The organism is Thiomonas sp. UBA7699 (genome assembly GCF_002482605.1).
Classification (GTDB): Bacteria; Pseudomonadota; Gammaproteobacteria; order Burkholderiales; family Burkholderiaceae_C; genus Thiomonas; species Thiomonas arsenitoxydans.
In genome coordinates this window covers 30,670-55,416 of sequence record NZ_DLGH01000025.1, presented here as the reverse complement: position 1 = coordinate 55,416, position 24,747 = coordinate 30,670, and the positions used below count along the sequence as shown (strand labels likewise).

Genomic DNA, 24,747 nt, shown 5'->3' with positions numbered 1-24,747 from the left:
GGCGGGCTAATCACGAGCAACTTTCATGCGCGGGCGCCCCCGCCGGGCAGGAGCCAACCGTCGCCCGCTCTCAGACTCCAACTCCGTCAGAAACGCCGCATCACCCACTGCGAGGCCGCTGCGCAACGCGGCCTCCAGCGCCTGGCATTGCGGCGGCTCGACGCCGTGCGCCAACCGCTCGCAGTAGGCCGCCTCGCGGGCAAAGGGCGTGTTGCCCAGTTGCCAGTAAGCGTCTGGCGCCGAAAGCAGCGGAGGTCGTGCACCACCTGAGGGCACTTCGCCGCAATGCGCCGCCTGGCTGCTCCAGGGCCAGGCGGCGGCACCGGCCAAGTCGGCGCGGTCTGCCGCGCGGTCGATCCACACCATCGCGGTCAGCTCCCAATCGCCGGGCTGCACTAGCGCGCTCTGAAACCGTCCTGCCCAGGCCGGTGCGCGCTGAATGGGCGGCGACGCCCCAGCCGACTCCGCCGACGCCGTGGCCCGCGCGCGACTCGCACGCCGCGCCAGACCCTGGACATAGCGCGAAAGGTCGGCAGCGCTCTGTGGCGTGAGGAGCAACAGCACCGCTTCGGGCAACACGGCATAGCCATGCAGCCGCACCGAAGCCAGACTCAGCCCCTGCGCCATCCACAACACAAACTGATCGCGCAGACCGGGCGTCGCCACCGGCGAAGCGCCACGCGCGGCCTGCAATCGCACCAGATGCGCCCGTCCGGGGCGGCAAAAACGGGCTTGCCGCGCCATCAGCGGCGCAGCGCCTCGCGCAAGGCAGCGATTTCGTCGAGCAAATCGAGCACCAGCGCAGCGGCGGCGGGATTGAGTTCCAGCTCGCGCTGCAGCCGCACCGCGCGGCGAGCCCGTGCCAGCGCCTCGCCACTGAAGCGCCATTGCGCCACGGCGCTTGCGGGCTGCATCGGGTCGATCACGCCCTCTTCGACCAGATGCACGATCTGCGTACGCTCCACCCGGCAAAGGGCACAGACCTGGTCGACCGTGATGTCGATCTGTTCTTCCAGCACCACGCCGACCAAGGGCGCGGCATTCGCGTTCGAGGGGGCGTTCATGATTGAGCTCCTTGGTACAGCGCGGCGCGCGGGTTGAACGAGGAGAAATCTTCCTGCAGACGACGGTAAGCCGAGCGTGCGGCCTCGGTATCCGCCGGGGGCAGCGCCACTTGCGCGACCACATACAGATCACCCGGCGTAGCCCCGGGGATGCCGCGGCCCTTGAGCCGCAAGCGACGCCCGCTGCCGGTGGCCGGGGGAATTTTGAGCGCGACCTTGCCGTCGGGCGTGGGCACATTGACTTCAGCGCCCAGCGCCGCTTCCCACGGCGCCAGCGGCAGGTCGATGAACACGTCGCGCCCTTCCACGCGGTAAAGCCCGTGGGGGTTGAAGCCGATTTCCAGATAAAGATCGCCCGCGCCACCCTCACCCAGACCCGGCGCGCCCTGGCCCGCCAGACGGATGTGCTGCCCGGCGCGCACCCCTTTGGGAATCTGCACCTGCAGAGTGCGCTCGCGCGTCACCACATGGCCCTGCGCATCGACTTCGGGCATGCGAAGGTTGAGCGTTCGGGTCGCGCCCCGGTAGGCGTCTTCCAGATCGATGAGGATTTGCGCATGGTGATCTTGCCCGCGCAGATGCATGCCTTGGGCTCCCGGCCCGCCCTGGCCCGCCCCCGCGCGCCGCGCGCCGCCAGCGCTGCGCGCAAACAGGGCCTCGAAAAAGTCGCTGAAATCGGCCTCATCGCCCGGCATACCGCCGCGCTGCTCGAAGCCCGCGCCCCAGTCCGGCGGCGGCTGAAAGTCTTGACCGGCGCGCCAGTTGCTGCCGAGCTGATCGTAGGCCGCGCGCTTTTCCGGGTCTTTGAGCACCTCGTAGGCCTCACCCAATTCCTTGAACTTGGCCTCGGAACCGGCTTCCTTGTTCACGTCCGGGTGGTATTTTCGGGCGAGCTTGCGGTAGGCGCGCTTGATTTCGTCTTGCGTCGCGCTGCGCTCTACGCCCATGACCTTGTAGTAATCCTTGTAGTCCATCGTGCGTTCCTGTGCGGAAAATGAATCTGGTGATGAAGTGGGGACGGAATCTGAATTTGCAAAACGCTGAGCGCTATTTTCCACCGCATCGGCGCCCCGCAACCACGACCGTCTTGCTCGCCTAGAATGGAGGAGAGTGAATCCGCTGCGGCAGGCTTTGTCCTGCAAATCCCCAGGCGGAACTCTGCGCGGGTCAGGGTGCCCGCCCGTTGACGCCGTCAACGCCCGAGCCGGTTTCAACTGATGTCCGGCTGCTCAATTTTCCATCGCCGCCATCACACACCGCACGGATGAACACCACGACAACCCCGACCGAAGACACTCCTCAGCCTGAACGCTTTTCCGACCTGGCGCTCGACGCGCGCATTCTGCGAGCCGTCAGCGATATGGGCTACGAAAAACTCACACCCATCCAGGCCAAGGCCATTCCGCTGTTGCTGGATGGGCGCGACATCATGGGCGCCGCGCAGACCGGCACCGGCAAGACCGCCGCGTTCTCCCTGCCCATCCTGCAGCAGCTCCTGCCGCTGGCGTCGACCAGCGTGTCGCCGGCGCGCCACCCGGTGCGCGCGCTGATGCTGGCGCCCACGCGCGAGCTGGCCGATCAGGTCTACACCAATCTCAAGGCCTATGCCAAGCACACGCCGCTGCGTTGCGCCTGCGTGTTCGGCGGCATGGACATGGCGCCGCAGAAGGCCGAGCTGCGCACCGGGGTCGATCTGCTGGTGGCCACCCCCGGGCGCCTGCTCGACCACCTCGAAGCCAAGACCGTCAACCTGGGCCAGGTGCAATTCGTGGTGCTCGACGAGGCTGACCGCATGCTCGACATCGGCTTCCTGCCCGACCTGCAGCGCATCCTCGGCTTTTTGCCCAAGCAGCGCACCACCCTGCTGTTCTCGGCCACGTTCTCCGCAGAGATCAAGCGACTGGCTCAGAGTTATCTGCAGAACCCGCTGCTGGTGGAGGTGGCCCGTCCCAACGCCACCGCGACCAATGTGGAGCAGCGCGTCTATCAGGTGGAAGAGGACGACAAGCGCGCCACCCTGGTGCAACTGCTGCGCGACAACCCGCTGCCGCAGGTCATCGTGTTCGTCAACAGCCGCCTCGGCGCCGGCCGCCTGACCCGCTTGCTGGAGCGCGACGGCATCAAGGCCGCGGCCATGCACGGCGATAAATCGCAGGCCGAACGCCTCACCACGCTGGAGGCCTTCAAGCGCGGGGAGATTCAGGCGCTGGTCGCCACCGACGTGGCCGCGCGCGGACTCGACATTGCCGAACTACCCGGTGTGGTGAATTACGACGTGCCCTTCAGCGCCGAAGACTATGTGCACCGCATCGGCCGCACGGGTCGCGCCGGCGCCTCCGGCCTGGCCATTACCCTGGCAACGGCGCGCGACGCGCGCTCTCTGGCCGATATTGAGAAGCTGATCAAGCGTCAGTTTGAAAAACAGACCGTATCGCTTGAGCGCGCGCCTCGGCCGCGCCGCGATGCGGACGAGACGCGGGAACATCGCATCGCGCGTGCGCCTCGTGCACTGCCGAGCGACACCGGCGCCTCGGCGCCGGTGACTGCACGCGTCTCACGATCCTCGCGGCAGGATCCGTGGTTCGACAAACCCTACGAAGCCGACCCGAATGCCCAGCCGGTTTGGGAGGCCGCATCGGCCTCATCCGCAAGCGGCGTGCGCTCGACGTCTTCGAACATCCGCCCGCGACGCAAAATCGCCGCCCTGCTGGGCGGAAGCGATCCGAAATAAGCCGATTCGGCTAAGCGAAGAAGGTCAAGCCTCTTTCTGCTCGCCGCCCTCGCGGGGAAGAAGCTTGAATTGCGACGAGTCGGGTTCGGCAGGCTCAGCCTTTGAAGTCTGCGGCTCCAGCGGCAACTCGAAGTCCAGATCGAGATGTGGCGGTTCTGAGAGAGTCGCCAGTTCCACATGCTCCACCTCGGCGGCGGGCATGCCTTCAGGAAAGCGGTCACGCGCGACTGCGTACAGCATCAGCAGATCACGGTAGGCCGCCAGCTCGAAACCCATGCGGTGTTGGTGCGGGTCGTCGAGCAACATGCGCTCGAGCACGTTCACGATCTGCGGTTCGCCCCAGGTCATGGTGATGAGTTTCATCGCACGGTCGTAATCCATCAGATCGCGGCCCTGCGATTTCCGCAAGGCATCGGCATCCGCCCCCCAAGGCGGCACAGCCACGTTGAAACGACGCTGAAAGCGGCTGTAGAGCGACTCGAACTCGGCCTTGCGCCCATGCTTGCGGTACAGATCGAACAGCAGCAGATAGGGCAGCGCGAAGCTGTCGCTGGCACTGTCGTCGAGCGATTCTTCGAGCAGGGCCATGGCGCGGTCTTCGTCGCCGGTTTCGATGAAGTATTCGGCCAGATGCCCGGCGTCCATCATCTCATCGACATGCACCTGCTTGTCCTGGCTCATGGGCTGCATGAAGCGCGAATCCCAGTCGATTCCGGAGTCTCCCGAGTCTCCCCATTGACCCGCCTTGGCGGATTGGAGAGAGGGCGCGTCGATTTCGGGCTGCAAAGGTCGGCCGTCCACCAGCGGGGCCAGTCCAAAAGGCAGCACGGCCGGCGCGATGGTGCTGGCCTGCACCGACATCGAGGTCATGGCCACGGTGGGCGCCTGAGCAGAGGCGGCCCGCTCGGGTTCCGCCGCAACCCGGTGGCCCACGGAAGCTGACTCGAAGGGGCTGCGCGACAGACCCGGATCGGCGCCGCGACGCCATAGCCAAAAACTCAGCAACGCGAGCGCGATCAGCGCCGCGACCAGGGCGTACACCAAGCTGGCGGAATAGCGCTGCGAGCGCATCTGCCCCAATTCGGCTTGCGACTGCTGCAACTGCTGTGAGGCTTGCTCGAACTGCCGCTGCAGCACGTTCGCCCGGTCCTGCAGAGCGTTGATCTGCTGCAGGGTCGGCTGGGCCTCGCCCGGGGCAGCGGTCGCGTCCATGATGAGCTGGCGCAGTTGATTGAGCTGGCTGCGCTGCTCGGCGCTGAGGGCGGGCACGGTCGCGGGCAGCGCGGTCGCCAGACGCAGTTGCGGCACAGCAGCGAAGTCGGCCGCGTTGAAATCATCGAGTTCGAGCCGGTTGCCTGCATGAACCGGCGCGAGCGGCGCCTTGATGACCTCGGTCCTGCGCGCCTTCGCTTTAGCGGGTTCATGCCCTTCGTGGCGCGCAAGCTCTTGCCGCGCTGACACGGGCGCCTTCGGGCGTTCAGCTTTCGATGCGGTCTTTTTCACGACTGGCGCCTCAGACGGCGACTGACGTGACCCCGGCGTTTGCGCTGGCGCCGCGACCTTGCTGGACGGCGCCTGCCCCGCAGAACGATTGCCAACCGCACTGCCTGCAACCATCGGCAATTCGGGCGCTGGCGGATCGACCAGCAAGGTATAGACCTGAGTGCGTTGGTACTGGCAGGCCAGGTGCAGACGCACGATCAGAATCGGCTCGCGCAGCGCTTGCTGGCTGCGCAGTAACAAAGTCAGACCGTCAGCCGACGGCTTGGAAGTGATCGCCAGCGCCCCCACCCCGCCGCCAAACTCGCCCGATTGCGCCTGGGCCTGCACGCATGACAGCGGCAAGGACTCCTGCGCATCGAGGTGCACCGGAATCGTCATCTGCAGGGTACGGCCGAGTTCGGCGCGCGTTTGCGGGGCGCCGATCATCAGCGCCTGCGCTGGAGTCACGAACTGCGCCGCGAGCCCGACCGCAACCATCCAGGGCCGCAAGCACAAGAGCAGGCCATTGCAAGTCGTGAAAAAAGAGGCGAAACGGCGAAAAACTGAGGGCATTGCAGCGCAAATAAGGGTCGACATCAAAATGTGTCGAATAATTTGAAAGCAATGTATCACGCAGCTTTCATTCCAATTGGCGCCAACAAAATCCGGATGAAAAGGGTGTGAAAAAATTAACAATCGCCTGATTTTCTGTGGGAAACACCCCACAGTCCCCGGCCGCGCATGGCGAGCTGAATATGATGCTTGCACCTCTGGCCCCACCCTCTTTGCATGAGCGCCGAACTCCGAGCCGAACGACAGGGCGACAGCCTCGTGCTGCGCCTGCACCACCCCGAAAGCCGCAACGCCCTGAGCGCCGCGCTCTGCTCGGCCGCGCTGGAGGCGCTCACCACGGCGCAACGTGATGGCGAGATCCGCGCCGTGTTGCTCACCGGAAGCGAACATCACTTCTGCAGCGGCCTGCACGACACCAGCGCACTTGACGCCTTGCACGATTGCATCCTCGCCCTGCGCGATTGCGAACCGCTGGTGGTCGCCGCGGTCGAAGGCCAGGCGCGTGGCGCCGGAGCCGCGCTGGCGCTGGCCTGCGATCTGCTCGTCGCGGCCGACAACGCCCAGTTCCAGTTGATCGACCCCCTGCTGCCCGAGAGCGACGTGGGCGGCGCGCAATGGCTGGCCGCCCAACTGCTGCCGCGGCCCGCGTGCAACGAGGCCGCGCTGCCCGGTCTGGGGCTCGGCGCTGCCCGGCTGCATCAGCTCGGCGTGGTCAACCGCCTGTGTCGGCCCGCCGATGCGCTGCAGACCGCGCTGCAACTGGTCGACGCCATCCCCGGCGCTTCGGGCAGACCGCGCAAAGTCCTGCCCAATGCGCAGGGCTACGCCAGCGCCCTGCATGTTCATCTGGCCAGCCAGATCCTGCCGCCGCGCGACTGAGAGGGTGTGAACGCTCCCATGCCGCCCAGATCGGTCGAAACCGCGCCTTCGCCGCGCGTCAGCACCCTGCAAACCCGGCTGCACCGCTTTATGCACACCGTGGTGCTGCCGCAGGAAGGCGCCATCAACGCCGCCCTGCGCCTGAGCGCGACCGGGCCGCAGGACGCCGTCGGCCAGCTACTCGCCCCCCTCCGCCAGAAGGCCCAACTGGCGGGGCTGTGGAATCTGTTTCTGCCCATCTCCCCCCGCGCCAGCCAGGGGTTGAGCCATTGGGAATACGCGCCGATGATCGAAGCCATGGGCCACATCCCCTGGGCAGCCGAGGTGTTCAACAGCGCCCAGCCGGACGCGGGAAACATGCAGTTGCTCGACAGCTACGGCAGCGAAGCGCTGAAAGATGCCTGGCTCGACCCGCTGCTGCGCGCCGAGACCCGCAGCGCCTGGGCCGCCGCCGAGCCCGACGCCGAGCTGCACAACCCGGACTCGCTGCAGTGCCACGCCACGCAAGACGGCAATTCCTGGCGCCTGAGCGGTCAAAAAACCTGGGTGCAAGGCCTGCTGGACCCGCGCACCGCCAGCCTGCTGGTGCTGTGCCGCACCGATGCGCAGGCGGCCCTGCATCGCCAGTTCAGCGTGCTGCTCGTGCCGCTCAAGACCGATGGCGTGCAGCTCGGTCGGCAGTTGCAGGGCTGGGGTACGGCGCAGAAGGCCTTGGCCGAAGTGTCTTTCGAAAATGCGCGCGTGCCCATCCATCATGTGTTGGGCCAGCCGGGACAGGGCCTGGAGATTTTGCAAGCCCGCCAGCGCATCGTCGGCCTGCACGATGCGCTGTGGTGTCTGGGCGCTGCGGAGCGCGCCCTCGATCTGCTGATCGCGCGGATGCAAACCCGGCGCATCGGCGAACAGCTCGCGGTGCATCACCCGGTCTGGCAGCAGCGCATCGCCCGCACCCGCACCGGGCTGGACACCACCCGCATGCTGGCGCGGCGCAGCGCCTGGCAGATGGACCAGAACGACAGCCACCTGCCCCCGCAGGAACTCGCCATGCTGCAAAGCCTGGCCCTGCCGCTGGCGGTGGATGCGGTGCAATGGAGCATCCTCGCGCACGAGGCCGATGCGCTCGACGACAGCCTGCCCCTGGCCGGTCTGTCTGCGCAATTGCGGCTGATGCAACAACTCACCCCGCCCATCGAGGTGCTCCACGCCCAGATCGCCCAGGGCGAACTGCTGCGCTGAACGAGCGCCTGCAGCAAGGCGGCAAACGTCGCACAATGAGGCGCACCGTTCACCTCGCCGCACAGACGGCGCCTCCCGCCATGATCGACCTCTACTCCTGGGCCACCCCCAACGGCCACAAAATCCACATCCTGCTCGAAGAACTCGGCCTGCCCTACCGGGTGCACGGCGTGAACATCGGCCGCGGCGAACAGTTCGCGCCCGACTTTCTCGCCATCAGCCCGAACAACAAGATTCCCGCCCTGATCGATAGCGACGGCCCGGATGGCCAGCCCATCAGCGTGTTCGAGTCGGGCGCCATCCTCCTCTATCTGGCCGAGAAGACCGGCCGCTTTCTGGGCACAGGGCCGCGGGCGCGCATCGCCACGCTCGAATGGTTGATGTGGCAGATGGGCAGTATCGGCCCCATGCTCGGCCAGGCGCACCACTTCCGCCAGTACGCCCCCGAGAAAATCGACTACGCCATCGCCCGCTATACCAACGAGGCGCACCGGCTCTACGGCGTGCTCGACCGGCGGCTGGCGTCGCAGCCTTATCTGGCCGGTGACGACTACACCATCGCCGACATCGCCGTCTTTCCGTGGTGTCGCAGCGCCGCCAATCAGGGCATAGACTGGGCCGAGTTTGCGCATGCCAAGCGCTGGTTCGACGCCATCGCCGCGCGGCCCGCGGTGCAGCGCGGGGTGCAAGTGCTGACCGACGTGCGCCCGGCCGAAATGGACGCCACCGCACGCGAACAGTTATTCGGCAGCACCCAATACCAGCGCCGCTGAAGGAGCTCGTCATGAAGTTCGTCCGCTACGGCCGCAACGGCCAAGAGCAGCCCGGCCTGATCGACGCGCAGGGCCGCCTGCGCAGCCTCGGCGGCATCGTCGACGAGATCGACGCCGACGTCTTCGGCCGACCTCAGGCGCTGCGCGGCATCGACGCTGAAAGTCTGCCGCTGGTGGGCGGCAAGCCTCGGCTGGGCGTGCCCTTCGTCGGCATCAGCAAGTTCGTCGCCATCGGCCTGAACTACCGCGACCATGCCAACGAGGCGCGCATGGCCATCCCGACCTCGCCCATTGTGTTTAACAAGTGGACGACCTGCATCAGCGGCCCGAACGATGCGGTGCTGCGCCCGCCCGGCGCGCACAAGCTCGATTGGGAAGTCGAACTCGGCGTGGTCATCGGGCGCGAGACGCGCTTTGTGCGCGAGGCCGATGCGCTCAAACACGTGGCCGGGTATTGCCTGGTCAACGACGTGTCCGAGCGCGCCTATCAGCTAGAACAGGGCAGCCAGTGGAATCTGGGCAAAGGCTGCGACACCTTCGGCCCGATCGGCCCCTGGCTGGTCAGCCGCGACGAGATCGCCGACCCGCAGAACATCGACCTCTGGCTCGACGTGAACGGTGAGCGCATGCAGACCGGCAATACGCGCGACATGATTTTCGGCGTGGCCTACCTCGTCGCCTATCTCAGCCGCTACATGACCCTGCTGCCCGGCGACCTCATCGCCACCGGCACGCCGCCCGGCGTGGGCATGGGCCGCAAGCCCCCGCGTTATCTGCAGCCCGGCGATGTGGTCACGCTCGGCAGCCCACAACTCGGCACGCAGCGGCAGGAGATCCGCCCCGCTCCACAGCGTCCGCTGTGATCGGCGCCGCAGCCCGCGTGGTGACCTGCGCAGAGACCTGCGCGGCGAAGTTCATCCCCTGCGGCTATTCTTGAGCTTCACCCTGGAGGGCGTTGCCATGCCGACACTCGATCTGGCCTTGCCGCTGCACGCGCATGACCATTCGCATGAACACCCGCATGACCATCTTTTGCAAGCGGTGCTGCACACCCGCGCGCGCAGCGTGGCGCTGGTGCAGGGGCTGAGCGATGCCGACTGCACCGTGCAGTCCATGCCCGACGCCAGTCCGGCCAAATGGCATCTGGCGCACACCACCTGGTTTTTCGAGGAGTTCATCCTCGCGCCGCATCTGCCGGGTTACCGCGTGTTCGATCCGGCCTTCCGTTATCTCTTCAACTCGTATTACGACACCGTCGGCCCGCGCCACCCGCGCCCGCAGCGCGGCCTGCTCACCCGACCGCCGCTCGAACAGATTCTGGCCTTCCGCGCCCATGTCGATGCGGCGCTGCAACGTCTGACGCGCGAGGCCGCCCCGGCCTCTTTGCTCGAACTTGGGCTGCACCACGAGCAGCAGCATCAGGAACTGCTGCTCACCGATCTGCTGCATCTGTTTGCGCAAAACCCGCTGCACCCCGCGTATCGAGTCGCTGCCGGCCCCATGCCTGCAGCGCAGAACCCGCCGCCGGTGCGCTGGGTGAGTTTTTCCGGCGGTCTGACCGACATCGGCCATGCCGACGAACGCTTCGCCTTCGACAACGAAGGCCCGCGCCACCGCGTCTGGCTGGACGACTACGCCCTGGCGCACCGCCCCGTGTGCAACGCCGACTGGCTCGACTTCATCGCCGACGACGGCTACGCCACACCCGCTCTCTGGCTGGCCGACGGCTGGCGCTGGGTGCAGGAGCAGAACATTCGCGCGCCCGCCTACTGGCAGGCGCACGGCGATGGCTTTCACACCCAGACCATGACCCTGCACGGCCTGCAGCCCCTACTGCCGCAGGCGCCCGTGACTCACCTCAGTTTTTACGAAGCCGATGCCTACGCCCGCTGGGCCGGTGCACGTTTGCCGACCGAGTTCGAGTGGGAGGCCGCCGCGCGCCGCCAGCCCCTGTCGGCCGCGACGCCCGCGCAATTCGCCGATCACCCGTGGCGGTTTCCCCTGCCCGCTGATGACGCGGCCATCGACGGCCTGCAGACCCTCTGGGGCGGCGTGTGGGAATGGACGGCTAGCGCCTACCTGCCCTACCCCGGCTTTCACCCGGCGCCCGGCGCCGTGGGCGAATACAACGGCAAATTCATGAGCGGTCAGATGGTGCTGCGCGGCGGCTCCTGCGCCACGCCGCCCGGCCATATCCGCCCGAGCTATCGCAACTTTTTTTATCCCCACCAGCGCTGGCAATTCACCGGTCTGCGGCTGGCGCGGGCCTGAGAGGGTGTGAACGAATCCGCCATGCCCGCTCCTCGCGCCCAAACACCCCCGCTCGGCGTTGCAAATGCGCGCCGTGCCGACGGGCACGGCTGTGCTTTGCGCCTTGACCGGAGGCGTTTGGACGCGCTGCTCGGCCACGCCGGATTCATTCACACCCTCTGGTACAGAAAGGATCGCCGATGACCTCGCAGACCGCCACCGTCCTGCACCCGCCCGACTTGCCCGACCTCAACCCCGAGTTCTCCACGCAAGTGCTCGAAGGCCTGAGCGCGCATCCCAAACGCATTCCCTCCACCTGGTTCTACGACCACCGCGGCTCGGAGCTGTTCGAGCAGATCACCGAGCTGAACGAGTACTACCTCACCCGCAGCGAAACCGCGCTGCTGCGCAACCTGCACGACGAGTTTGCCCAACTACCCGCTGGCGCAGCCGTGATCGAATTCGGCAGTGGCTCCAGCCGTAAAACCCCCTTGCTGCTGGGCGCCCTGAACGCCCCCGCGAGCTACACCGCCATCGACATCAGCGGCGACTTTCTGCGCCAGTCGGTGCGCGGGCTGCAACTGCGTTTTCCCCAGCTGGATGTGCACGCGCTGGAAGCCGATTTCACCGCCCCGCTGCACTGGCCCGCCGCGCTGGAGGCCGACGTGCGGCAGCAGCCCCGCATCGGCTTTTTTCCCGGCTCGACCATCGGCAACTTCACCCCGGAGCAGGCGGTGCGCTTTCTGCATGGCGCGGCGCAATTTCTCGGCCCCGGCGCGCATTTGCTCGTCGGCGTGGACGGCACGCAGGACAAGGCCAAACTCATTCCCGCGTATGACGACGCCCGCGGCGTAACGGCGGCGTTCAACCGCAATCTGCTCACCCGCATCAACCGCGAACTCGGCGCCGATTTCAATGCGCAGGCGTTCCGGCATGTGGCCCGCTTCGACCCCGCGCACGGCCGCATCGAGATGCATCTGCTCAGCCCCCGGCCGCAGACCGTGCGCCTGCTCGGGCAGAGCTTCACCTTTGCAGAAGGCGAGACTCTGCACACCGAAAATTCCTACAAATACCCGCTGGCGATGTTTCAGCGCCTGGCGCACTCGGCGGGGTGGACGCCGCAGAAACACTGGCTCGCCGCCGATACCGATGTTGCGCTGCACTGGCTGCAGCGGTGAGGCGGTTGGCCGCCCACCGCGTCAGCGCGGCTCTGCGTCGGTCGGCGCTTCGCGCACCGGATGCTTGAGCAGCTTGCGCTGCAGGGTGCGGCGGTGCATCTGCAGCGCGCGGGCGGTGGCGGAGATATTGCCGTCGTGCTCGGCCAGCACTTTCTGGATGTGCTCCCATTCCAGCCGATCGACCGGCAGCGGCTGGGCGGCCACGGCCCGGTCGGCCTCGGGTTCGTCTTGTTCCAGCGCGGCGAGGATGTCGCTCACCGTCGCCGGCTTGGGCAGATAGTTGGTCGCGCCGAGCTTGATGGCATCGACCGCGGTGGCGATGCTGGCATAGCCGGTCAGCAGCAGGATGCGCAGGTCGGGATAGGCCTCGCGCAGCGGCGCAATCAGCGTCAGACCGCTATCGCCAGGCAGGCGCAGATCGAGCACCGCAGCGTCGAACGCCGCCGTACCGATGAGCGCGCGCGCGGCGGGCGCCGAATCGGCATGCCACACGGAAATACCGCGCCGTTCCATGGAATTGCGCGTGGCGGCAGCCAGCGCGGCGTCATCTTCGACCAGCAACAGATTCATCGATTTGCCATTCATTGAGTTGGATCGAGGCGCGGCCATTGCAGCGTGGCGCTCAGCCCGCCGCCCGCGCGTCGTGCCACGGTGAGCGTGCCACCGAGGCGCTCGATCCCGGCGCGGGCCAAGGCCAGCCCGAGGCCGCGCGTCTCGCCCTTGGTGCTGACGAAATCGTAGCCTGCCCGCGCCAGCCGATCATCCGACAGACCGGGGCCGCGGTCGAGCACATGCACGCGCAGACTGGTCGCGTCCCAGTCGGCCTCGACTTCCACCGCGTCGGGGCTGGCGTCGGCGGCGTTGTTGAGCAGACTCACCAGTGCGGCGTTCAGACCCGCATCCACCCGCAGTACCGGGGGCGAACCTGCGCTGCGCAGTGCGAGCCCCGCCTGCGACTGCGGTCGCATGAGGTGCCAGTGCTCCAGCGTTTGCTCCAGCCAGTGCGCCAGCGTTTCGGTCTGGTCGCTGCGGCTGCGAGCGGCGCCGGCTGCCGCGGTGATGTGACCAAGCACGGTGCGGATCTGCGCCACCTGCGCCTGCATGCGCTGCAGTTGGGGCCCGAGTTCATCGTCGCCCGCGTAGTCGGCCTGCAAATCGTCCACCGTCATCGCCAGGGTGGACACGGGCGTAGCGAGTTCATGCGCGGCGGCGGCGGCCTGCATGCCCAGCGCGAACAGATGCTGGTCGCGCAGACCGACTTCACGGCTGCGGGCCAGTTCGATTTCGCGCTCGCGCAAGGCTGAAGCCAGACGCGCCACCACCGCCGCCACCAGCAGCGCCGTGATGAGAAAGTTGCCCCACATGCCCGTCAGATGCTCGCCGAGCATGCCGGTCGCGACCCCGCAGGCCTCGGTCAACGGGGTGGGGAAGAATGACACCAACGAGTAAAGCGTGATGACCACCGCCGTCATGGCCCAGACATAGAACCAGGGCAGAGCCACCGCACTCAGGACGAGCGGTATCAGCAGCAGGGAGATGATGGGGTTGACCTCGCCGCCGCTCCAATACACCAGCAGGGCAAGAATGAGGGCATCGGCCAGCAGGTGGACGAAACCGCCGAAGGCGCCCAAGCCGCGGCGGCTGCGAATCTGCCACCACAGCAAGACGCCGAGGGCCGCCTGAAGGCCGATCAGCCCCAGCACTTTGTAGACCGGCCAGGTGATGTCGAGGAAGTGATGCGCCCAGGGCAGCACCGCCAACTCGGCCAGCAGCATGGCCACGCGCGCCGCGAGCAGTCGGGTCAGGGTGACAGCAGGCAGATGTGGCGAAGCCGACAAAGAAGCTTGCGCTCCCTGATCGGCAAGGGGCAAACGCGGAATACGGGAGGACAGCGGCATGCAGCCATTTTAGGAAGCCCTTGCGGCACGCCAGTACGCGGTTCTCCCTGCGACGCACTGCCGCAGGGAGAACCCGCGCCTGTTACGGCAGCAGCACCGTCGAGCCGATGGTCTTGCGGGCTTCGAGGTCGCGATGCGCCTGCGCCGCCTCGGCCAGCGGGTAGCGCTGGTTGATGTGAATCTTCACCTGTCCGCTGCGAATCAGGGCGAACAGCGCATCGGCCATTTGCTGCTTCACCACCGGATCGGCCATATGCGTGCCCAGCGTGGGGCGGGTGACATAGAGCGAACCGGCTGCCGCCAGGTCGGTGAGCTTGATCGGCGGCACGGCTCCCGAAGCATTGCCGAAACTCACCATCAGGCCGAAGGGCTGCAGGCAGGCGAGCGAACGCTCCCAGGTGTCGCGGCCAATCGAGTCATACACCACCGGCACGCCGCGACCGGCGGTGAGGTCTTTGACCCGGGCGACGAAATCGTCCTGCACATAGTCGATGGCGTGGGCGTAGCCGTTTTCCAGCGCCAGCGCGCATTTCGCCACTGAGCCCGCCGTGCCGATAAGCGTAGCGCCCAGCGCCCGTGCCATCTGCCCGGCAATCAGCCCCACCCCGCCGGCGGCGGCGTGAAACAGCGCCACATCCCCGGCCTTGAGCGCGCGGGTGCGATGCAGCAGGTAATACGCCGTCAGGCCTTTGAGCAGGCTGGCCGCAGCCACCTCGAAAGCGATGTCGTCGGGCAGTTTGATCAGCGGCGCCACCGGCACCACCCGGCGCTGCGCATACGCGCCGGGCGCGCCGGTGCAGTAGCCCACGCGGTCGCCCACCGCAAAGCCCTCCACCCCCGGCCCCACCGCCTCGATCACCCCGGCGGCCTCGCCGCCCAGACTGCCCGGCAGCGGCTGTGGGTACAGGCCGGTACGGTGATACACGTCGATGAAATTCAGCCCGATGGCTTCCTGGCGCACCCGCACCTGGCCGGGGCCGGGATCGGCCAGTTCTTGCTCGCGCCATTGCAGCACTTCGGGGCCGCCGTGTTGATCAAACCGGATCGCGTGGGTTGTCGTCATGTCTCTTCCTTTGTCGTGGGTTGTTCGTGCAGCCACAGCCACAGTGCGGGCAGGCACAGCAAGGCCAATGCCGCGGCCAAGGTGAACAGGGCCGCCGCGCCGATGGTCTGCCACAGCCAGCCCGCGCCGATGGCCGCGAGCAATTGCATCAGCCCAATGGTCAGGTGATACAAGCCGAACGCGGTGCCGCGCAACTGCGGCGGCGCGGCCTCGGCCACGGCTGCGGAGAGTAATCCCTGCGTGAGCCCCATGTGCAGCCCCCACAGCGCAACCCCCAGCCAGAACCCGGGCATTCCCAGCGGCAGCACGCCGCCGAGCAACAACATGGCAGCCGCCAGCACCGCCAGCCCCAGGCCGAACAGCCGCTTGCGCCCCCAGCGCGCCGCCAGCAGACCCACCGGGTAAGCCGAAAGCGCGTAGGCCAGCGACAGCACCAGCGTGACCAGCGCGATCCACACCACCGACACGCCGATCTGGTCGCCGCGCAGCACCAGAAACGCCTCGGTCAGCCGCGCCAGGGTGAACAGCGCGGCCAGGCTGACGACCTGCCAGAATGCCGGCGGCAACTCGCGCGCTGCGCGCCAGTCCATGCCCTTCTTGCGCGCCTTGGCCGCCGCCACGCCAGCCTGAACCCGGCGCGGTTCACGCACGCCAAAAGCCAGAATCGCCACCGCGATGACTGCCGGAATCACCCCGAACCACAGCACCAGCCTCAGGTTGTCGGCATACACCGCCAGCAGGCCGATGGCCGCCAGCGGCCCGAGCACCGCGCCCACGGTATCGAGACTTTGCCGCAGGCCGTAGGCGGCATTGCGCAGCGCGGGCGGCGTGGCGTCGGCCACCAGCGCGTCGCGCGGCGCACCTCGGATGCCCTTGCCGATGCGGTCGATGAAGCGCGCCGCGATCACCTCGCCCGCGCCCGAAGCCAGCGGAAACAGCGGCTTGGTCAGCGCCGACAGGCCATAGCCCGCCACCGCCAGCCATTTGCGCGAACCGATCTTGTCCGACCACACCCCAGACACCACCTTGAGCATCGACGCCGTGGCCTCGGCAATGCCCTCGACCACCCCGACACTGAGCACGCTCAGCCCCAGCACCGTGGTCATGTAAACCGGTAGCAGGGCGTGGATGAGTTCGGACGACATGTCCATGAACAGGCTGACCAAACCCAGCATCCACACGGTGCGGGGCAAGCGGCTGCTTGTTGGATCAGAAGGGAGTTGCATGCGGAATTTGTGGTGAGTGGCCCTGTGCCGGGCGTTAAGCGCAGTCTAAGCGCCTGCCGCTAAAGTCCGGTCTGTATCCATTTGCAATCCAGCCCCATGCGCCTGCTCCTGGTTGAAGATGATGTGATGATCGGCGAAAGCGTGCTCGACGCCTTGCGCGGCGAGGGCTACGCGGTGGACTGGGTGCGCGACGGCGCCGTGGCCGACTCGGCGCTGCGCACCGAGCAGTACGACCTGGTGCTGCTCGATCTGGGCCTGCCCAAGATGGACGGCATCGCCGTACTCAAGGCGCTGCGCACCCGGCGCGAAACCACGCCGGTGCTCATCGCCACCGCGCGCGACGCCGTCTCGGCGCGCATCGCCGGGCTCGACGCCGGAGCCGACGACTATGTGCTCAAGCCCTACGACCTCGACGAACTCTCCGCCCGCATCCGCGCGCTGCTGCGCCGGGCGGCGGGGCGGGCCGAGCCGGTGTTCAGCTACGGCCGCATCAGCCTGAACCCGGCCACCCACGAAGCCCTGCTCGACGGCGAGCCGGTGGCGCTGTCGCAGCGCGAGTGGGCCGTGCTCGAAGCGCTGATCGCCCGCCCCGGCATGATTCTGTCGCGCGCCCAGCTCGAAGAAAAACTCTATAGCTGGAAGGACGAAATTTCGAGCAACGCGGTGGAGGTGTACGTTCACAGCCTGCGCAAAAAGCTCGGCGCAGACCTCATCCGCAACATCCGCGGTATGGGCTACATGATCGCCAAGGAGCCCGCGCCTGCAAGCCCGAGCCGTGATGGCGGCGGTGACGGCCGCCACACGCCAGAAGCCGATAGCGTTGGCGATGGCGGAGATGGCGGCGACGGCGGCGGCGATGGGGGCGGCGATTGAAATCCCTGCGCGCCCGCCTGCTGCTGCTGCTCTCAGTGGCCGTCACCCTGGCGGCGCTGGTGCAGGCGGTGGCCGTGTTCCGCAACGCCATGAACGAGGCCGACGCGGTGTTCGACTATCACCTGCAGCAACTCGCGCTCAGCCTCGCCAGCGGCGATATGGGCCTGCCCGGTTTCGGCCCCAATGTCAGCGCGGGCAACGATGTGGACTATGTCGTTCAGGTCTGGGCGCCCGATGGCAAACGCATTTACGTCTCGCGCCCACGCAGCGAGCTGCCCAGCCAGGCCGTGCTGGGCTACACCAATGTGCAGGTTGGCGGCGAGCAGTGGCGCGTCTATTCCATGCAGGCCGGGGGGCGCACCATTCAGGTCGGCCAGAGCACCGCCACGCGGCAGGCGTTGGCGCTGGGCTTCGCGCTGCGTTCCATCTGGCCGATGGCCGTCATCGCGCCGCTGCTGCTGCTGGCCGTTGCGTGGGTGGTGCGACGCTCGCTGCGGCCGCTGAGCGATCTGTCGCGCGAGCTGGAGAACCGCGCCGCCACCAGCTTCGACCCGCTCGACCCGCACCCCGTGATCAGCGAAATGCAGCCCGTGGTGCGCGCGATGAACGGCCTGTTCTCGCGCACCCGGCAGGCCTTCGATACCCAGCGCATGTTTGTGGCCGACGCCGCGCATGAACTGCGCTCGCCGCTGGCCGCGCTCAAGGTGCAGGTGCAAATGCTCGGCCGCGCGCACGACGACGCCCAGCGCGGCGTGGCGCTGGCCCGGTTGGAAAGCGGCATCGACCGCGCCAGCCATCTGGTCGAACAACTGCTGCTGCTGGCGCGCAACGAGTCGGGCGCTGAAGAGGCGCTCACCGCTGTGAGCCTGCTCGACACCGCGCGCCTGGCCCTGTCCGACACCGCCGAACTCGCCCAGACCCGCGGCGTGGACGCCGGGATGGAAGACGCCGAAGACTGCACCGTGCTCGCCCCGGCCAGCGGCCTGCGCATTCTGGTGCGCAACCTGGTGGACAACGCCCTGCGCTACACCCCCACAGGCGGCCGGGTGGACGTGCGGGTGCGCTGCGAAATGCAGCCCGCGCCACCCGCCGCGCAAGCAACCGACGGCACAGCGGCACCCCGACGCATGGCCGTGCTCGAAGTGGACGACTCCGGCCCCGGCATTCCGCCCGAAGACCGTGATCGCGTGTTCGACCGTTTCTATCGCCGCGAAAACGCCCCGCCCGGCGGCAGCGGCCTGGGTTTAGCCATCGTGCGCAGCGTGGCCGAACGCTGCGACGCCCGCATCGAACTCGACACCTCCCCACTGGGCGGGCTGCGGGTGCGGGTAATTTTTGCGTCCGCAGGGCACACGCTCCCGCGCTGAAAAAACGTCGCTTGGCGGGCTTCAGTCCAGGTTAAGGCCCATCACCGAGTCTTTAAACAAGACGCCGCCGCGCTTGCCGCGTTGCAGCAATTGCGTTTCAATCGGCTCGCTGACCCGCTTGCCTAGCTACTTTCCACTCAGGAGACCCCCATGACCATGCAACTCAGCCTCAAGGACAAAACCGCCATCATCACCGGAGCCGCCAGCGGCATCGGCAAGGAGATTGCCGAAACCTATGCCAAGGCGGGCGCCAAAGTCGCCATTGCCGACCTGAACCTCGACGCCGCCAACGCCACCGCCGAAGCCATCAACAAGGCTGGCGGCAAAGCCATGGGCGTGGCGATGAACGTGACCGACGAAGCGCAAGTGAACGCCGGCTGCGCGGCGGTCGCCAAGGCCTTCGGCCCGGTGGACATTCTGGTGTCCAACGCCGGCATCCAGATCGTCAATCCCATCGAAGACTTCGCCTTCGCCGACTGGAAAAAGCTGCTCGCCATTCACCTCGACGGCGCCTTTCTCACCACCAAGGCGGTGCTGCCGGGCATGTATGCCAAGAAAGGCGGCGTGGTGATTTACATGGGCTCGGTGCATTCGCACGAGGCCAGCAAGCTCAAGAGCGCCTACGTCACCGCCAAGCACGGCCTGCTGGGGCTGGCGCGGGTGCTGGCCAAGGAAGGCGGGCCCAAGGGCGTGCGCTCGCACGTCATCTGCCCGGGCTTTGTGCGTACCCCGCTGGTGGAAAAGCAGATTCCCGAGCAGGCCAAAGAACTGCACATCAGCGAGGAGGAGGTGATCAAGAACGTGATGCTCAAAGACACGGTGGATGGCGAGTTCACCACCACCGCCGACATCGCCAATCTCGCGCTGTTCCTGGCCGCCTTCCCCACGGCCGCACTCACCGGCCAGTCCATCGTCGCCAGCCACGGCTGGTGCATGAACTAAAAGGCGCAAGTCATGACGACCGCCACGACGACCCGTCTCACGCAGCGCACAAAGACTGCCTCCTCGCCTGAAGAAGAAACTCGCCGGGCCGCCCCAAGAGTTTCTTCGCCCCCTGGGGGGAGACGTGAGCAAGGCGAGCGTTTCGGGGGGGATCTCATGCCGTCCTGCCGCGCGGATGCCGTGTTGGCGCAGGTGCGGCATTACGACCGCATCGCCCTGGTGCTTCAAGGCGGCGGGGCGCTGGGCGCTTACCAATGCGGCGTGGTGGAGGCGCTGGAAGACTGCGGCGTGCATCCGCACTGGGTGGCCGGTATTTCCATCGGTTCCATCAATGCGGCGCTGATTGCGGGCAACCCGCCGGGCCAACGCGCAGCCGCCTTGCGCACGTTCTGGGAAACCGTCACCCAGCAGCCGCTGCTGCCCACCCTGCCCTGGGAACACGGCGCCGCGCTGGCCTGGATTCCCGAGCCTCTGCAACCCCAGTTTGCGGTCATGCAGGGGCTGCGCGCCATACTCGAAGGTCAGCGGGGCTTTTTTCTGCCGCGCTGGCCGCTGGGCGGCAACAACCCGGCGAAGGCCAGCTTTTACGACACTGCGCCGCTGCGCGACACGCTGGAAAAGCTGGTCGATTTCGACCGGCTCAACAGCGGCGAAACCCGCATCAGCGTGGGCGCGGTGAATGTGCGCAACGGCAACCAGGTGGTGTTCGACAGCGCCGAGATGCGGCTCGGCCCCGAGCACATCATGGCCTCGGGCGCGCTGCCGCCGGGTTTTCCAGCGGTGGAGATCGACGGCGAGTTCTACTGGGACGGCGGGCTGGTGTCGAACACGCCCTTGTCGCAGGTGCTGGGCGGCCATCCCAGCCACCACACCCTGGTGTTCCAGGTCGATCTGTGGAGCGCGGCGGGCGAGGTGCCCAAAACCTTGCTCGACGTGGCCGAGCGGCAAAAAGACATCCAGTTTTCCAGCCGCACGCGCATCATCACCTCCACCCTTCAGCGGGCGCAGCAGCAGCGTCGCATTCTGCGCGATTTGCTGCAGCGCATTCCGCTCGACAAACGCGACGTGTTGTGCGAGCAGGTGCAGGAAATGGCGCAGGACAAACGCTACAACGTCATCCACCTGATCTACCGCGACAAAGCCTTCGACGGTCAGGGCAAGGACTACGCCTTCGGCCGCGCCGAAATGCGCTCGCACTGGCAAAGCGGTCTCGACGACATGCACCGCACCCTCGACCACCCGGACTGGTTCGCCCTGCCCAGCGCCGAGCAGGGCTTCGTCACCCACGACGTGCACACGCAGGCCTGAGTCGTTGCTCCTTCAGGGCATCAGCAAAGTGACGCCCTGCAGATCGCAGGCCATGACGGCCTGCCGCAGCGCGGCAATGGCTTCATGCCGGGTGAAGCTCTTGCGCCACACCAGCACCACGCGGCGCGTGGGCGGCGGATCGGAAAACGGCACATAACAAACGTGATCGGTGCTCGGATCGGCCGCATGCGGCACGTCCTGCCGCGGCACCGACAGCTTGGGCACCACGGTGATGCCCATGCCCGAGGCCACCATCTGCTTGATGGTCTCCAGCGACGAGCCCTCGAAACTCTTGCGGATGCCTTCCGAGCTGGGCGAAAACCGGGCGAACTCCGGGCAGACTTCGAGCACATGGTCGCGAAAGCAGTGGCCGGTGCCGAGCAGCAGCATGGTCTCGTCCTTGATCGCCTCGGCGCTCAGCTCCTTGCAGGTCGCCATCGCATGGGTGCGCGGCACGGCCACGAGGAAGGGCTCGTCATACAGCGGCGTAACCGCCAGCCCCTGATCGGGGAACGGCTCGGCCAGAATGGCCGCGTCAAGCTCGCCGGTGCGCAACATTTCCAGCAGGCGGGTGGTGAAGTTTTCCTGCAGCATCAGCGGCATCTGCGGGCTGCGCTTGATGACGTTGCGCACCAGCTCGGGCAGCAGATAGGGCGCAATGGTGTAGATGACCCCCAGCCGCAGCGGCCCGGCCAGCGGATCTTTGCCGCGTTTGGCGATCTCTTTGATCGCCGCCGCCTGCTCGATGACGCGCTGCGCCTGCTCGACGATTTCCGCGCCGATGGGCGTGATGCTCACCTCATTGCCGCCGCGCTCGAACAGACGCACATCAAGTTCTTCCTCGAGCTTTTTGATGGCGACCGACAGAGTGGGCTGGCTGACGAAACAGGCCTCGGCAGCCCGGCCAAAATGCCGCTCGCGAGCGACGGCGACGATATAGCGTAATTCTGTCAGAGTCATAGAAAGAATTAAAACAGAAACGCCGTCAGATTGTGTTAATCAATGCAATTGGGCCTCAGGCGCTCAACCAGTCGAACCCTTCGCCCAGCCAGCGCGCGGCGTGTTGCCGGGCGGCTTCGGGCGCGGCGACCAGCAGACGTTGCGCGGTGTCGCGGGCGGCTTCGAGCAGATCGATGTCTTGCGCCAGATCGGCGTAGCGCAGGCCGGGCACGCCCGACTGCCGCAGGCCCAGCAGTTCGCCCGGCCCGCGCAGTTCCAGGTCTTTCTGCGCCAGGGCGAAGCCGTCGGTGAGTTCGCGCATCGCCCCCAAGCGCTCGCGCGCCGTGGGTGACAGCGGCGAGGTGAACAGCAGCACGCAATCCGACTGCGCCGCACCCCGCCCCACCCGCCCGCGCAGCTGGTGCAACTGCGACAGCCCGAAGCGCTCGGCATGTTCGATCACCATCAGGCTGGCGTTGGGTACGTCCACCCCCACCTCGATGACGGTGGTGGCAACGAGCAGGCCGATTTCGCCCGCGCTGAACGCCCGCATGGTGGCGCGCTTTTCCTGCGCCTTCATGCGCCCGTGCAGCAGGCCGACTTGCACCGCCCCCTGACCGGACCTCGTCGCCAGCGCGGTGCTGAGTTCGGCGTGGGTGGCCACGGCGTTTTGCAGATCGAGCGTCTCGCTTTCCTCAACGAGCGGGCAAACCCAATAGGCCTGCCGCCCCTGCGCGGTCAACGCGCCGACCCGGGCGATGAGTTCGTCGCGCCGGTCCGTGCTGACCACGCTGGTTCGCACCGGCGTTCTACCCGGCGGCAGAACATCGATGGTAGACACGTCCAGATCGCCAAACAGCGCCATCGCCAGGGTGCGCGGAATGGGCGTGGCGCTCATCATCAGCAGATGCGGCTGCAGGCCGCTGCCCTGCGTGCCCGCGCGCAGGCTGTCGCGCAGGGCCAGGCGCTGCGCCACGCCGAAGCGATGCTGCTCGTCCACGATCGCCAGCCCCAGGCGGGCAAAACGCACCTGCGCCTGAATGACGGCGTGCGTGCCCAGCACGAGCTGCGCCTGCCCGCTGGCCACGCGCTGCAGCGCCGCCTCGCGTTCTTTTTTCGTCTGGCTGCCCGAAAGCCAGGCGACGCCCACGCCCAGCGGCTCCAGCCAGTCGGCGAGCTTGCGCGCGTGTTGCGCCGCGAGAATTTCGGTGGGCGCCATCAGCGCGCACTGCCAGCCGGCCGCCACGGCCTGCGCCGCCGCCAGCGCGGCCACGACGGTCTTGCCGCTGCCCACGTCGCCCTGCAGCAGCCGGTGCATCGGCGCGGTCTGCGCGAGGTCGGCGGCGATTTCGGCCACGCAGCGCTCCTGAGCTGCCGTGAGGATGAAGGGGATGGCCGCCCGCAGCTGCGCCGGGAGGCTGTGCGCCTCGGGCGCGGCGGGCAGCATCGGCGCCTTCCACCGTTGTCGCTGTGCGCGGGCCTGCTGCTGGGCCAGTTGCTGTGCCAGCAATTCGTCGAACTTCAACCGCCGCTGCGCCGGATGCGCGCCCGCTTCCAGCGCGGGCAAGGCTGCGGCCGGCGGAGCATGCAGGGTGCGCAGACTCGAAGGCAGATCGGGCAGATGATGGCGTGTCAGTTCCTCCTGCGGCACGGTGTCGCGCCAGACCAGCCGCTCGAGCGCCCCAGCCACGGCCTTGCGCAAATAACTTTGCGGCACGCCGGCCGTGGTGGGATAGACCGGCGTGAGCGTGTTCGGCAGGGGCGCATTGGCGTCCACCAGCTTCCAGGTCGGGTGCACCATCTCCCAACCAAACAAACCCTGCCGCACCTGCCCATGCACCCGCAGCCGCACCCCGGGCTGCAAGGTTTTGAGCTGATTGGGGTAGAAGTGGAACAACCGCAGGGTGAGGACGGCGTCGCCCGCTTCCGGGTCTTGCAGCCGCACCAGCAACTGCCGACGCGGCGCGCGGCCCTGCACCTGCGCCAGGGTCACCACAGCATCCGTGGTGACAAGCTCACCGTCGCGCAGCGCATCTAACGGCGTGAGCCGCGTTTCATCTTCGTAGCGCAGCGGCAGATGCAGCGCAAGGTCCCAGTCGGTGTGCAGACCCAGACGGGCGAGCGGCGTGGGCCGTGCCGGTTTGGCCTTGTCCGCCGGGTCTTTGCGAGGCGCGCTTGCCCGCTGCGACGGATCGGCAATGGGGTCTTGCTGAGAGGGCTTGCGCGCGGCGGTCATCGAAGCATTCTAAAAATGACAGGGACGTCGTCCGCGCCTGAGCCCGACATGGCGCACCCGCTGGATGCCGAGCCCCCAATAATTCCCCCATTCGCACGGGTTTTTGTGTGTCTCGTTATAGTTGTTACAAATTTACGTATTTTGCCCATGTCCAAAGCCCTTTCCACTCTGCGCACAGCCTGGTTCTCCATGCTGGTGCTGCTGCTTGGGTTGGCGCCATTCATTCATGGGCATCTGGGCCAGCCGGTGCAAAGCGGCTGGCACATCCATGCGCTGACGGCCGCGGCGGAAGTGCAGGCCAGTCCGCAATTCAGTTTGCAATCAAGTCCCGACGGCCTGGCCTGCCTTGCCAGCCACCCTCAGCACACGGCGCAGCAGTCGGGCTTTGCGCTGCAGACCCCCGAGCCCAGCGATGTGGAATTGGCCTCGGGCATCGCCCAATCCCGGCTTTCCCAAATCCGCCTGGCCAGCGTTTTGATCGACACCGAAGTCGTGCTGCCGACGTTTGCTTTCGCGTCACAGCACACCTTGGCCGTCACCGCGCTCATTTCTTCGCCGCAGCTCTTTGACGACGCGCTTGCGCGCGTCCACCACGGCCTGCCGCCTCCCGGTCAGGCTCCGCCCTCCACTCTGGTCTGATTTTTTCTGCCGCAACACGCGTGAAACACAGGTGCAACCTGTCACGCGCAAGATGCCACTCAGTCCCAGATGGAGCCCGGCGCATGGCCG

At 67.0% G+C, this 24,747-nt stretch carries 22 protein-coding genes; 12 read left to right on the top strand and 10 right to left on the bottom strand.

What is annotated here, in order from left to right; translation table 11 throughout:
* Positions 1–6: 6 nt before the first annotated feature.
* From B3H47_RS11370 to B3H47_RS11360, 3 genes are read right to left on the bottom strand one after another with little or no spacing between them, the layout of a single operon-like run.
* Positions 7–744 (bottom strand): hypothetical protein, encoded by a 738-nt coding sequence (locus B3H47_RS11370; protein WP_276710454.1) that lies wholly within the window; start codon positions 742–744, stop codon positions 7–9.
* On the bottom strand, positions 744–1,064 hold the full coding sequence (locus B3H47_RS11365) for a chaperone modulator CbpM (protein ID WP_013104944.1): 321 nt from the start codon (positions 1,062–1,064) through the stop codon (positions 744–746). Before B3H47_RS11365 ends, B3H47_RS11370 begins: the two co-directional genes overlap by 1 nt.
* Positions 1,061–2,038 (bottom strand): DnaJ C-terminal domain-containing protein, encoded by a 978-nt coding sequence (locus tag B3H47_RS11360; RefSeq protein WP_286987069.1) that lies wholly within the window; start codon positions 2,036–2,038, stop codon positions 1,061–1,063. Before B3H47_RS11360 ends, B3H47_RS11365 begins: the two co-directional genes overlap by 4 nt.
* Positions 2,039–2,328: 290 nt before the next feature.
* Here B3H47_RS11360 and B3H47_RS11355 point away from each other — a divergent pair, with 290 nt between their 5' ends.
* On the top strand, positions 2,329–3,795 hold the full coding sequence (locus tag B3H47_RS11355) for a DEAD/DEAH box helicase (protein WP_276706220.1): 1,467 nt from the start codon (positions 2,329–2,331) through the stop codon (positions 3,793–3,795).
* 24 nt (positions 3,796–3,819) lie between these two features.
* Here the strand turns inward: B3H47_RS11355 and B3H47_RS11350 are convergent, their stop codons facing one another.
* Positions 3,820–5,775 carry a hypothetical protein gene (locus B3H47_RS11350; protein ID WP_276706221.1) on the bottom strand — a complete coding sequence of 652 codons (1,956 nt, stop codon included), beginning with the start codon at positions 5,773–5,775 and terminating at the stop codon, positions 3,820–3,822.
* A 291-nt stretch (positions 5,776–6,066) separates the two neighbouring features.
* On the opposite strand from B3H47_RS11350, the gene B3H47_RS11345 reads away from it, so the two are divergent.
* From B3H47_RS11345 to egtD, 6 genes are all read left to right on the top strand, one after another.
* Positions 6,067–6,729 carry an enoyl-CoA hydratase-related protein gene (locus B3H47_RS11345; RefSeq protein WP_276706223.1) on the top strand — a complete coding sequence of 221 codons (663 nt, stop codon included), beginning with the start codon at positions 6,067–6,069 and terminating at the stop codon, positions 6,727–6,729.
* Between the two features lie 18 nt (positions 6,730–6,747).
* Entirely contained in the window at positions 6,748–7,965 is a 1,218-nt protein-coding gene (locus tag B3H47_RS11340; protein WP_286987068.1) for an acyl-CoA dehydrogenase family protein, read from the top strand.
* An 80-nt stretch (positions 7,966–8,045) separates the two neighbouring features.
* Positions 8,046–8,738, top strand: coding sequence for a glutathione S-transferase N-terminal domain-containing protein (locus tag B3H47_RS11335; RefSeq protein WP_276706312.1), 693 nt, complete (start codon positions 8,046–8,048; stop codon positions 8,736–8,738).
* Between the two features lie 11 nt (positions 8,739–8,749).
* Positions 8,750–9,601, top strand: a complete 852-nt coding sequence (locus B3H47_RS11330) for a fumarylacetoacetate hydrolase family protein (RefSeq protein ID WP_276706226.1) — start codon at positions 8,750–8,752, stop codon at positions 9,599–9,601.
* Positions 9,602–9,698: 97 nt separating this feature from the next.
* Positions 9,699–11,009, top strand: coding sequence for an ergothioneine biosynthesis protein EgtB (gene egtB / locus B3H47_RS11325; protein ID WP_286987067.1), 1,311 nt, complete (start codon positions 9,699–9,701; stop codon positions 11,007–11,009).
* Positions 11,010–11,188: 179 nt separating this feature from the next.
* Positions 11,189–12,166 (top strand): L-histidine N(alpha)-methyltransferase, encoded by a 978-nt coding sequence (egtD, locus tag B3H47_RS11320; RefSeq protein WP_286987066.1) that lies wholly within the window; start codon positions 11,189–11,191, stop codon positions 12,164–12,166.
* Between the two features lie 21 nt (positions 12,167–12,187).
* On the opposite strand, the gene B3H47_RS11315 is transcribed toward egtD, so the two are convergent.
* The 4 genes from B3H47_RS11315 to B3H47_RS11300 form a co-directional block, all read right to left on the bottom strand.
* Positions 12,188–12,751, bottom strand: a complete 564-nt coding sequence (locus B3H47_RS11315) for a response regulator transcription factor (protein ID WP_041608351.1) — start codon at positions 12,749–12,751, stop codon at positions 12,188–12,190.
* A complete protein-coding gene (locus B3H47_RS11310; protein WP_286987065.1) occupies positions 12,748–14,064 on the bottom strand; it encodes an ATP-binding protein in 1,317 nt (438 codons plus the stop codon). The genes B3H47_RS11315 and B3H47_RS11310 overlap by 4 nt, the downstream gene beginning before the upstream one ends.
* 82 nt (positions 14,065–14,146) lie before the next feature.
* Entirely contained in the window at positions 14,147–15,127 is a 981-nt protein-coding gene (locus B3H47_RS11305; RefSeq protein WP_286987064.1) for a quinone oxidoreductase family protein, read from the bottom strand.
* The gene (locus B3H47_RS11300; RefSeq protein WP_286987063.1) at positions 15,124–16,353 is read right to left on the bottom strand and encodes an MFS transporter; all 1,230 of its coding nucleotides are present in this window, start codon (positions 16,351–16,353) and stop codon (positions 15,124–15,126) included. Before B3H47_RS11300 ends, B3H47_RS11305 begins: the two co-directional genes overlap by 4 nt.
* Positions 16,354–16,449: 96 nt before the next feature.
* Here B3H47_RS11300 and B3H47_RS11295 point away from each other — a divergent pair, with 96 nt between their 5' ends.
* From B3H47_RS11295 to B3H47_RS11280, 4 genes are all read left to right on the top strand, one after another.
* Positions 16,450–17,226 (top strand): response regulator, encoded by a 777-nt coding sequence (locus B3H47_RS11295; RefSeq protein ID WP_414718242.1) that lies wholly within the window; start codon positions 16,450–16,452, stop codon positions 17,224–17,226.
* Positions 17,223–18,593 carry an ATP-binding protein gene (locus B3H47_RS11290; protein ID WP_276727869.1) on the top strand — a complete coding sequence of 457 codons (1,371 nt, stop codon included), beginning with the start codon at positions 17,223–17,225 and terminating at the stop codon, positions 18,591–18,593. The genes B3H47_RS11295 and B3H47_RS11290 overlap by 4 nt, the downstream gene beginning before the upstream one ends.
* Positions 18,594–18,743: 150 nt before the next feature.
* Positions 18,744–19,535, top strand: a complete 792-nt coding sequence (locus B3H47_RS11285; protein ID WP_414718241.1) for a 3-hydroxybutyrate dehydrogenase — start codon at positions 18,744–18,746, stop codon at positions 19,533–19,535.
* A gap of 156 nt (positions 19,536–19,691) precedes the next feature.
* Positions 19,692–20,843: a patatin-like phospholipase family protein gene (locus B3H47_RS11280; protein WP_286987062.1), complete on the top strand. Its 1,152-nt coding sequence runs from the start codon at positions 19,692–19,694 to the stop codon at positions 20,841–20,843.
* 12 nt (positions 20,844–20,855) lie between these two features.
* On the opposite strand, the gene B3H47_RS11275 is transcribed toward B3H47_RS11280, so the two are convergent.
* A complete protein-coding gene (locus tag B3H47_RS11275) occupies positions 20,856–21,803 on the bottom strand; it encodes a hydrogen peroxide-inducible genes activator (RefSeq protein ID WP_156054493.1) in 948 nt (315 codons plus the stop codon).
* A gap of 55 nt (positions 21,804–21,858) precedes the next feature.
* Complete coding sequence (gene recG, locus B3H47_RS11270) at positions 21,859–24,018, bottom strand: ATP-dependent DNA helicase RecG (protein WP_286987061.1); 2,160 nt, start codon at positions 24,016–24,018, stop codon at positions 21,859–21,861.
* Between the two features lie 147 nt (positions 24,019–24,165).
* Between recG and B3H47_RS11265 the strand changes: the two genes are divergently transcribed.
* Positions 24,166–24,657, top strand: a complete 492-nt coding sequence (locus B3H47_RS11265) for a hypothetical protein (protein ID WP_286987060.1) — start codon at positions 24,166–24,168, stop codon at positions 24,655–24,657.
* Positions 24,658–24,747 lie beyond the last annotated feature (90 nt).